3 protein-coding genes, 1 tRNA gene and 3 rRNA genes are annotated in these 11,096 nt (G+C 58.5%); 6 read left to right on the forward strand and 1 reads right to left on the reverse strand.

The window, feature by feature from the left end:
* Positions 1-74: 74 nt before the first annotated feature.
* Entirely contained in the window at positions 75-2,327 is a 2,253-nt protein-coding gene (locus C468_RS09165) for an NADP-dependent malic enzyme (protein ID WP_008848609.1), read from the forward strand.
* Positions 2,328-3,205: 878 nt separating this feature from the next.
* On the forward strand, positions 3,206-4,405 hold the full coding sequence (locus C468_RS09170) for a Cdc6/Cdc18 family protein (RefSeq protein WP_008848610.1): 1,200 nt from the start codon (positions 3,206-3,208) through the stop codon (positions 4,403-4,405).
* 110 nt (positions 4,406-4,515) lie between these two features.
* On the opposite strand, the gene C468_RS09175 is transcribed toward C468_RS09170, so the two are convergent.
* A complete protein-coding gene (locus tag C468_RS09175) occupies positions 4,516-5,076 on the reverse strand; it encodes a TATA-box-binding protein (protein ID WP_008848611.1) in 561 nt (186 codons plus the stop codon).
* Positions 5,077-5,909: 833 nt separating this feature from the next.
* On the opposite strand from C468_RS09175, the gene C468_RS09180 reads away from it, so the two are divergent.
* The 4 genes from C468_RS09180 to rrf all read left to right on the forward strand — a co-directional run.
* A 16S ribosomal RNA gene (locus tag C468_RS09180) occupies positions 5,910-7,365 on the forward strand.
* A 167-nt stretch (positions 7,366-7,532) separates the two neighbouring features.
* Positions 7,533-7,604: transfer RNA gene (locus C468_RS09185), tRNA-Ala, on the forward strand.
* Positions 7,605-7,881: 277 nt separating this feature from the next.
* A 23S ribosomal RNA gene (locus C468_RS09190) occupies positions 7,882-10,798 on the forward strand.
* A 238-nt stretch (positions 10,799-11,036) separates the two neighbouring features.
* Positions 11,037-11,096 (forward strand): 5S ribosomal RNA (gene rrf / locus C468_RS09195); the annotation flags it as partial.

The following is an 11,096-nucleotide window of genomic DNA, read 5'->3' on the forward strand; positions in this document are numbered from 1 at the left end:
GTGATCGTCGAATGTCGAACTATTATTCGACGGGTTCACATACCTTTTTACTCCGTTACCGAATTGGGAGAGACATGGGACTAGACGACGACGCGAGAGAGTACCACCGCCGGGAGCCGCCGGGAAAGATCGAGATCGAGACGACCAAGCCGACGAACACGCAGCGTGACCTCTCGCTCGCGTACTCTCCCGGAGTTGCGGCGCCGTGCCGAGATATCGCCGCGGACCCGGATTCGGTGTTCGAGTACACGGCGAAGGGGAATCTCGTCGCCGTCGTCTCGAACGGGTCCGCCGTGCTCGGGCTTGGGGACATCGGTGCCTCGGCGTCGAAACCCGTCATGGAGGGGAAGGGCGTGCTGTTCAAGCGGTTCGCCGACATCGACGTGTTCGACATCGAACTCGAAATCGACGACGTCGATCCCTTTTGCGAGGCGGTGAAGGCGATGGAACCGACCTTCGGTGGCGTGAATCTTGAGGATATCAAGGCCCCGGAGTGTTTCAAGATCGAGGAGCGGCTTCGGGAGGAGATGGACGTCCCGGTGTTCCACGACGACCAGCACGGGACCGCGATCATCTCCGGTGCGGCGCTGATGAACGCGACGGAGATCTCTGGGAAGGACCTCTCCGAGATCGAGATCGTCTTTTCGGGTGCCGGCGCATCCGCGATTGCGACGGCTCGGTTTTACGTCTCCCTCGGCGCGAAACGGGAGAACATCACTATGTGTGACTCCTCCGGTGTCATCACGGAGGACCGCGTCGCGAACGGGGACGTCAACGAGTACAAAAGCCAGTTCGCCAGTGAGGGAGAGGGCGGCGACCTCGCCGACGCGATGGCGGGGGCGGACGTGTTCGTCGGGCTCTCAGTCGGGGGGATCGTCTCCCAAGAGATGGTCCGGTCGATGGCGTCTGACCCGATCATTTTCGCGATGGCGAACCCCGACCCAGAGATCACCTACGAGGACGCGAAGGACGCTCGCGACGATACGGTGATTATGGCGACAGGTCGGTCCGATTACCCGAACATGGTGAACAACGTGCTCGGGTTCCCGTTCCTGTTCCGCGGCGCGCTCGACGTGCGCGCCACGGAGATCAACGAAGAGATGAAGCGGGCGGCCGCGGAGGCACTCGCGGAGCTGGCACGCAAGGACGTTCCGGACGCAGTCGTGAAGGCGTACGGCGACGACCCGCTTCAGTTCGGTCCGGACTACGTGATCCCGAAGCCCCTCGACCCGCGCGTGCTCTTCGAGGTCGCTCCGAGCGTCGCGAAGGCGGCGATGGAGTCGGGCTGTGCGCGGACCGAGATCGACCTCGAGACGTACCGGGAACAACTGGAGGCGCGGCTCGGGAAGTCCCGGGAGATGATGCGCGTCGTGTTGAACAAGGCGAAGAGCGATCCGAAGCGCATCGCGCTGGCCGAGGGGACCGACGAGAAGATGATCCGCGCGGCCTACCAGCTCTCCGAGCAGGGGATCGCGGATCCCGTGCTGCTCGGCGACGCCGACGAAATCGCCCGGACTGCAGACGCGCTCGGACTCTCGTTCCGTCCGGAGATCGTCGATCCCGCCGATCGCGACGTGTCCGCGTACGGCAACCAGCTCTATCAGCTCCGCAAGCGGAAGGGCATAACCAGTCGGGAGGCGAACGAACTGGTTCGCCGAGACACGAATTATCTCGGAAGTGTCATGGTGAAATCGGGTGACGTCGACGCGATGCTCACGGGACTGACGCACCACTACCCGTCGGCGCTTCGGCCGCCGTTGCAGGTGATCGGCTCTGCGGCGGACACGGACACCGTCGCGGGCGTGTATATGCTCACGTTCAAAAATCGGGTCGTCTTCTGTGCCGACACGACGGTGAATCAGGATCCCGACGCAGAGACGCTCGCGGAGATCACCCGACACACCGCTGATCTCGCTCGGCGATTTAATGTCGAGCCTCGCGCGGCGATGCTCTCGTACTCCAACTTCGGGAGCGTCGACAACGAGGGGACGCAAAAACCCCGTGACGCGGTCGAAATTCTCCATGAGGACGAAGAGGTTGACTTCCCCGTCGACGGTGAAATGCAGGCCGACACGGCTGTCGTCGACGAGATCCTCAACGACACCTACGAATTCTCACAGCTCGACGAGGCTGCGAACGTGCTCGTGTTCCCGAACCTCGAAGCCGGGAATATCGGCTACAAGCTGCTCCAGCGGCTCGGTGGCGCTGAGGCGATCGGGCCAATGCTCGTCGGGATGGACCAGCCGGTTCACGTGCTCCAGCGCGGCGACGAAGTCAAAGATATCGTCAACCTAGCTAGCGTGGCAGTCGTCGACGCGCAGGAATAACGGACTCACGGCAGCTTTCACGACTACAACTTCCGCGACTTGCTCGGCTTAACCGACTTGCTCAAGTTAACTGACTTGCTCAAGTTAACTGACTTGCTCGACGTAACCGACTTACGCAATTTGGATCCCTTGCCGTTCGATCTCGCGTAATTCTCTTGCCGTTCGTGACGGTGGAGGAATACTGCCTGTATCGATGGCGTGGACGCCCACCGTTAATTTGGACGGTAGTGGACGGTGGTCATTCGGTTGAGAGACACACCGTGTTTCCGGTGAAATAGGATCGTTTTGGGGTGGGTGGGTAGTAGGTGGTGTCTGGGCCGCCAGATACGGTGCCTGGATTCCAGGTGGTCCGTCGTAGAACGGGTTATTGAATAGAAAGAACTATAAACCGATTTAGAGTATATTCCACTAAATTATAAAGATAAATTCGCTTGTCGGTCGAAGTTTAGCGTTTCACCGGAAACGGGGTCTCTTACGGTTTTAGTTCGCTCTGCTAGGCCGGTTTCTGCAGGCTGTTCTTTTTGCAGGCTGTTCTTTCCGCAGGCCATCTCTGTCTCATTCCCGGCTTTCCGGTCTCTCTCGTTTGTGACGTTGACGGCTCCTGTTTGTGGTGTTGGTGGGATTACGCTCTGGGGTTGCTCTGTGGGATTACGCTCTGGGGTTGCTCTGGGATCGACACCACGTTTCCGGTGAAGTTGGCTGTGGAATTTCAGAGGTATTCGTTCTCTATTTTCATATTCTTTTATTAACACACCACCTTGACCAACCCTCTCCCACCCAATGCACCCCATTTCACCGGAAACACGGTGTGTCTCTCAACCGCCGTGTCGTCACGTTCGAAGCGGAACGCATTTCACCGGAAACACGGTGTCGATCCCATGGACGCAGCGGACGACCTCTTCACTAGGGAGGACCCGATCTTCGCGAACAAGGAACTCCTCGAGATCAGCCATCTCCCCGGAGAGGGTCGGATCGTCGGCCGCGACGACGAGATCGCTGACCTCGCGACGGCGGTCAACCCCGCGATCTTCGGTCAGAGCCCGAGTAACGTGTTAATATACGGCAAAACCGGGACTGGGAAATCGCTCTGCGCGAAGTACGTCTCCAAGCGACTCGTCTCGACGGCGGGAGAGGAAGGCGTCAATGCGACGTTCGCGTACGTCGACTGCGCGCAAGACACGACTGAGACCCAGGCCGTTCAGACGATCGCCGACGCGGTCAACGATCCGGACGCCACCGGAATCAACGTCCCGGATAAGGGCCTCTCGACCTCAACGTACTACAAGCGGCTCTGGCGGATCCTCGATCAGCGGTACGATGTCGTGCTCATCATCCTCGACGAGATCGATAAACTTGACGACGATGCGATCCTGATGCAGCTTTCACGGGCCGGTGAGGCCGGTAAGATCACCGATTGCAAGCTCGGAGTCGTCGGGATCAGCAATAAGATCCAGTACAAAGACCGCATGGACGAGCGAGTCAAATCGAGCCTCTGTGAACGGGAGTTCGTGTTTCCCCCGTACGACGCCAACCAACTCCGTGAGATCATGCAGGCGCGCGCAGACGCCTTCCACGACGATGTCCTCGAACCGTCAACGATCCCGCGCGCAGCCGCGCTCGCCGCACGCGAGCACGGGGACGCCCGCAAGGCGATCGACATCCTCCGATACGCGGGTGAAATCGCACAGAGTAACGGTGACCCCACGGTCAGAGAGGAATTTGTCACGCAGGCACGTGAGCGCGCGGAGACCGATCGGTTCCGCGAACTCATCCGCGGGTCGACGCCACACTCTCGGTACGTCCTCCAGGCGCTCGCGTTGCTCTCGCTTTCGAGCGGCCGTCAGGACGGGTTCCGGACCAGTCGTGTCTACGAGATCTATGAGAACATCTGTCGTCAGGAGGGCTCGGACAGCCTTTCGCTCCGACGCGTCCGTGACCTCCTCAAGGAACACGCCTTCCTCGATATCATCGAGCAGTCGAAACACAGCGGCGGGAGCGCCGAAGGGAGCTACACGAAACATCAGCTCTTGGAGGACCCGAGCGTCGTCAAAGAAGTGCTGACTGAAGACGCGTCATAATAACCGGTTGGAAAACAATCCCGACGTACACCGGGCACGTCCCGCTGGACCACTTGCTGCCCGTCGTCGGTCGCTCTGCTGCGATCCGATCGCGATCCGTTCCTGTTCCGCTAGCCCAGTAGTCCGAGCCCTTCGATCCGTTCGACAATTTCTTCGACGGCTTCCTCCGCGTCGTCGGTCCGTTTTCCACCGGTAATGACGATCTTCCCGCTTCCGAACAGAAGGATCACGACCTCCGGTTCGTCCATCCGGTACACGAGACCCGGGAACTGCTCCGGCTCGTACTCGACGTCTTCGAGTCCGAGGCCGATCGCGAGCGCGTTGAGGTTGAGGTTATGACCGAGATCTGCGCTCGAAACGATGTTCTGAACGGTTATGTCTGGGTCGTCCTCGACCGGAATCTGCAGCCCGCGGAGTTTCTCGAAGATGATCCCGAGCGCCTCGTGGACGTCGTCGATGCTCTTTGCACCCGTGCAGACGATTTTTCCTGACCGGAAAATAAGCGCGGCCGCCTTCGGTTCTTGGGTCCGGTAGACGAGCCCCGGGAAATTGTCGGGGTTGAAATCCGCGCCAGGAAGGTCCTCAGCTAGCGCCTCCAAATCGAGTTCTTGGCCGATCCCCGTCGATGCAACTACGTTCTGGATCTCGATCGAATCTGCAGGGTTCGTCATCGTTCGCTTTTATATGTGTTCCCCTCCCTTATAAACGCCCGTGGTATAAACGACCGCTCGGTCGACGACTGTTGCGGTGGACAATGACTTCTCTCAACCGTGGGTACTCCTCCGTCGAGCAGGGATGCTCGAGTCGCTGTATGGGAGTCGTCGAATCGGCGCGGAATCACAGCTACCATCACACGAACTTCTACCGAAATTACTATGTCATATTTCGGTCATTTCGTGCCTGATCGTGGCCGCTCGTTGAACTGTGCGGATCGTTCACTTTCTCCCTCTACTGTGGAGCGATGGCGATTCGTCGTGCGAAGTGCTTCCAATGAAAACGCATGACGTGGCGTCGATAGTTCGACGGGGTTAAATATAACCCGGCATTCGTGTTGAATGCGAAGGTCCCCCGGCGAGGGGGTCACCGGCCGGCCGCTCTGCGGCCGGTCGAAGCGTTCCGACGTGCTTAAGTGTATAAGCCCGTTCGGTTGAAACGCGAAGAACGCACCGCGGACTCGGGACGTTCAATTCGTCCCGGTTTCGCAGAGTCGGTTCATCCGACTCACCCGAATGAGGATTTCGCCCCCTGCGCTCCGGCGTAAGAGGAAATCTGATGTGAGCCGTGGTAGTTCGGTGTCATCCAGGTCGCTGGCTGTACCNATGAGGATTTCGCCCCCTGCGCTCCGGCGTAAGAGGAAATCTGATGTGAGCCGTGGTAGTTCGGTGTCATCCAGGTCGCTGGCTGTACCGGACACCACATAGACCATGCAATGGTGTTTTGACTCATCGCGAGTCAAAACCCGCCAACACCCCTCTGCGCCGGGAATCAGGCTCAGAGGTTATACATTCCGGTTGATCCTGCCGGAGGCCATTGCTATTGGGATTCGATTTAGCCATGCTAGTCGCACGAGCTCAGACTCGTGGCGAATAGCTCAGTAACACGTGGCCAAACTACCCTTCGGAACACAATACCCTCGGGAAACTGAGGCTAATAGTGTATACCACAGTCCACCTGGAATGAGGACTGTGCCAAACGCTCCGGCGCCGAAGGATGTGGCTGCGGCCGATTAGGTAGACGGTGGGGTAACGGCCCACCGTGCCAATAATCGGTACGGGTCATGAGAGTGAGAACCCGGAGACGGAATCTGAGACAAGATTCCGGGCCCTACGGGGCGCAGCAGGCGCGAAACCTTTACACTGCACGCCAGTGCGATAAGGGAATCCCAAGTGCGNCGCTTTTGTCCACCGTAGGGAGGTGGACGAATAAGGGCTGGGCAAGACCGGTGCCAGCCGCCGCGGTAATACCGGCAGCCCGAGTGATGGCCGATCTTATTGGGCCTAAAGCGTCCGTAGCTGGCCGCGCAAGTCCATCGGAAAATCCACCCGCTCAACGGGTGGGCGTCCGGTGGAAACTGCGTGGCTTGGGACCGGAAGGCGCGACGGGTACGTCCGGGGTAGGAGTGAAATCCCGTAATCCTGGACGGACCGCCGATGGCGAAAGCACGTCGCGAGGACGGATCCGACAGTGAGGGACGAAAGCCAGGGTCTCGAACCGGATTAGATACCCGGGTAGTCCTGGCCGTAAACAATGTCTGTTAGGTGTGGCTCCCACTACGAGTGGGTGCTGTGCCGTAGGGAAGCCGCTAAACAGACCGCCTGGGAAGTACGTCCGCAAGGATGAAACTTAAAGGAATTGGCGGGGGAGCACTACAACCGGAGGAGCCTGCGGTTTAATTGGACTCAACGCCGGACATCTCACCAGCATCGACTGTAGTAATGACGATCAGGTTGATGACCTTATCCGAGCTTCAGAGAGGAGGTGCATGGCCGCCGTCAGCTCGTACCGTGAGGCGTCCTGTTAAGTCAGGCAACGAGCGAGACCCGCATCCTTACTTGCCAGCAGCACTGCGAAGTGGCTGGGGACAGTAGGGAGACCGCCGTGGCCAACACGGAGGAAGGAACGGGCAACGGTAGGTCAGTATGCCCCGAATGTGCTGGGCAACACGCGGGCTACAATGGTCGAGACAAAGGGTTCCTACTCCGAAAGGAGACGGTAATCTCAGAAACTCGATCGTAGTTCGGATTGTGGGCTGCAACTCGCCCACATGAAGCTGGATTCGGTAGTAATCGCGTGTCATAAGCGCGCGGTGAATACGTCCCTGCTCCTTGCACACACCGCCCGTCAAAGCACCCGAGTGAGGTCCGGATGAGGCTCGTTCCACGAGTCGAATCTGGGCTTCGCAAGGGGGCTTAAGTCGTAACAAGGTAGCCGTAGGGGAATCTGCGGCTGGATCACCTCCACCGACCCGAGACCTCCCTCTGGGAGGCTCACCTTACGACCGTCTCTCAAGACGGTCACTACTCATGCACGGTCTGTGGTTCCACCCATCCACCGGCCTGGACACCGACGAACTACCACGGTTCACACACACGCGACACGCAGACCATCCCTTCCCACGCGGGAAGGTGGGCTCATAGCTCAGCGGTAGAGTGCCTCCCTTGCAAGGAGGATGCCCTGGGTTCGAATCCCAGTGAGTCCATGTCAGCCCCAGCCCGAATCCGTCCCCTTAAGTGGGAGACGCGATTCGGATTGGGTAGACGACGACCGATGCACCATCCCGGGAAACCGCGGATGGGAAGGGTTCGACGGACACGCTCCATGCCTGGACGTGATCCGATGACGACCGTGTATACGTGCGATCCAGACGTCCACTGAACTCATACGAGTTCGTGGAACGTCAGTGAACCATATACAGTCGGAATACTCTGACGAGTATTTCTGACACCGTCAGCACTCTCTTCTGAGAGTTGGCTGACACACTACTGGCTACTGTGCCAGCTGGTGAATGGCTCGGCTCGAGAGCCGATGAAGGACGTGCCAAGCTGCGAAAAGCTCGTGGGACCCGCATGGAGGGAAAGAACACGAGGTTTCCGAATCGGAATCCGTTTACAATTGCCACGCGCAATAGGGAACTCCCTGAATTGAAACATCTCAGTAAGGGAAGGAAAAGAACGCAATAGCGATGTCGTTAGTAACCGCGAGTGACCGCGACACAGCCCAAACCGAAGGTCTTCGGACCAATGTGGTGTTCGGGTTGACAACCAAAACGCGAGCTCTCATTCGAAGTCTCCTGGAACGGAGCGTGAAACAGGGTGACAACCCCGTAGAATGAGACAGTACCGTTGGCGTCAATACCAGAGTAGCAGGGGTCGGATATCCTCTGTGAACAACTCAGGCATCCCCTGAGAAGGCTAAACACTCCTCGAGACCGATAGCGAACAAGTAGCGTGAGCGAACGCTGAAAAGCACCCCGAGAAGGGCGGTGCAATAGGGCCTGAAATCAGTTGGCGATCGAGCGACAGGGCGTAGAAGGCGATTCTTGAAACGACCGAGGAGCGATCCTCCAGTAGGAAGAGAATCGAGCCGGCGTCGTGTCGTGCGTTTTGAAAAACGACCCAGGGAGTGCACTTGATTGGCGAGTCTAACCCGTGAACCGGGGAAGGCGCAGGGAAACCGATACGGCCGCAGCATTGCGAGGGCCACCGTGTTCAAGCGCGGGGAGTCAATTGGGTGCGACCCGAAACCAGGCGATCTATACGCAGGCAGGGTGAAGCGTGGCGAAAGCCACGTGGAGGCCCGTTAGAGTTGGTATTCTACAATATCCTCTCGTGATCTGCGCATAGGGGTGAAAGGCCCATCGAGCCTGGCAACAGCTGGTTCCAACCGAAACATGTCGAAGCATGACCTCTTCCGAGGTAGCCCGCGGGGTAGAGCTACCGATTGGATGACCCGCCTCCGAGAGGAGTCGGCCATCCTGTCAAACTCCAAACCCGCAGGCGCTGTAGACGAAGGGAGTCCGGTGCGCGGGGTAAGCCTGTGTACCGTGAGGGGAACAACCCAGAGCCGGGTTAAGGTCCCAAAGTGTAGATTAAGTGCGATTCGAAGGTGGTCTCAAGCCCTAAACAGCCGGGAGGTGAGCTTAGAAGCAGCTACCCTCTAAGAAAAGCGTAACAGCTTACCGGCCGAGGTTTGAGGCGCCCAAAATGATCGGGGCTCAAATCTACCACCGAGACCTGGCCGTGCCCGTGAGACGGGCAACCGCGTAGGTTGGCGTTCTGTTCGGATGGAAGCTCGGGCGAGAGCTCGCGTGGACCGTTCAGAAATGACAATCCTGGTCACAGTAGCAGCGATAGTCGGGTGAGAACCTCGACGGCCTGATGAGCAAGGGTTCCTCGGCACTGCCACTCAGCCGAGGGTCAGCCGGTCCTAAGATGCACCGTAACTCGACTGCATCAACGGGAAACTGGTTAAGATTCCAGTGCCATCGTGCAGTAAAAGTCGACGCCGTGTGGAACGCTGAGCCGGGCTTTCGCCCGGTCAAATCGTGGAACCTCGTGGAAGCCGTCACGGCACGAAGCGAGAGAAGCGCGAGATAGCGCAAGTCAGCCGTACATAGGGCCCGTGAAAAGACGAGCACGATGTCCGTACCGAGATCCGACACAGGTGCTCTGGCAGCGCAAGCCAAGGCCTGTCGGGAGAACCGACGTTAGGGAATTCGGCAAGTTAGTCCCGTACCTTCGGAAGAAGGGATGCCTGCTCTCGACGGAGCAGGTCGCAGTGACTCGGGCGCTCCGACTGTCTAATAACAACACAGGTGACCGCAAATCCGCAAGGACTCGTACGGTCACTGAATCCTGCCCAGTGCGGGTATCTGAACACCTCGTACAAGAGGACGAAGGACCCGTCAACGGCGGGGGTAACTATGACCCTCTTAAGGTAGCGTAGTACCTTGCCGCTTCAGTAGCGGCTTGCATGAATGGATAAACGAGAGCGCCACTGTCCCAACGTTGGACCCGGTGAACTGTACGTTCCAGTGCGGAGTCTGGAGACCCCCAAGGGGAAGCGAAGACCCTATAGAGCTTTACTGCAGGCTGTCGCTGAGACGTGGTCGCCGATGTGCAGCATAGGTAGGAGACATTACACAGGTACCCGCGCCAGCGGGTCACCGAGTCAACATTGAAATACTACCCGTCGGTGACTGCGACTCTCACTCCGGGAGGAGTACACCGGTAGCCGGGCAGTTTGACTGGGGCGGTACGCGCTCGAAAAGATATCGAGCGCGCCCGAAGATCATCTCAGCCGGGTCGGGAATCCGGCGAAGAGCGCAAGAGCACAAGATGGTCTGACAGTGTCATTCCCAACGAGTGACGCTGACGCGAAAGCGTGGTCTAGCGAACCTACGAGGCTCCGGAATGGGGCCCGTAGATGACAGAAAAGCTACCTTAGGGATAACAGAGTCGTCACCCGCAAGAGCACATATCGACCGGGTGGCTTGCTACCTCGATGTCGGTTCCCTCCATCCTGCCCGTGCAGAAGCGGGCAAGGGTGAGGTTGTTCGCCTATTAAAGGAGGTCGTGAGCTGGGTTTAGACCGTCGTGAGACAGGTCGGCTGCTATCTATTGGGGGTGTCAAGGTACTTGACGTGAACGAACGTATAGTACGAGAGGAACTACGTTTGGTCGCCACTGGTGTACCGGTTGTGTGAGAACGCAATGCCGGGTAGCCACGCGACACGGGGTAAGAGCTGAACGCATCTAAGCTCGAAACCCACATGGAAAAGAAGTACCGATGAGGTCACTCGTAGAAGACGAGTTCGATAGACTCGGGATGTACGCACCGAGGCAACGAGGTGTTGAGTCCACGAGCACTAACAGACCGAAGCCACAGTCATACGGCACTGACACCACAGTTCGTATGAGTTCAGGCGGTAACTGGATCGCACNTGAGTCCACGAGCACTAACAGACCGAAGCCACAGTCATACGGCACTGACACCACAGTTCGTATGAGTTCAGGCGGTAACTGGATCGCACGCATACACGGTCGGCCGATCATTCGATCGGAACCACCGACACAGGCGTCTCTCCACGAGTTTCGTGGAGAAGTCTCGGTTCGAGTCCGAGAGTCGGCGTAAAGGCGGCCAGAGCGGTGGGGAAACACCCGTACCCATTCCGAACACGGAAGTTAAGCCC

This window comes from Halorubrum kocurii JCM 14978 (assembly GCF_000337355.1).
Classification (GTDB): domain Archaea; phylum Halobacteriota; class Halobacteria; order Halobacteriales; family Haloferacaceae; genus Halorubrum; species Halorubrum kocurii.

What these genes read in the sequence shown, in the direction of transcription:
- C468_RS09165 (WP_008848609.1), top strand. Translation starts at nt 75, where the DNA reads ATGGGACTAGACGACGACGCGAGAGAGTACCACCGCCGGGAGCCGCCG.
- C468_RS09170 (WP_008848610.1), top strand. Translation starts at nt 3,206, where the DNA reads ATGGACGCAGCGGACGACCTCTTCACTAGGGAGGACCCGATCTTCGCG.
- C468_RS09175 (WP_008848611.1), bottom strand. Translation starts at nt 5,076, where the DNA reads ATGACGAACCCTGCAGATTCGATCGAGATCCAGAACGTAGTTGCATCG.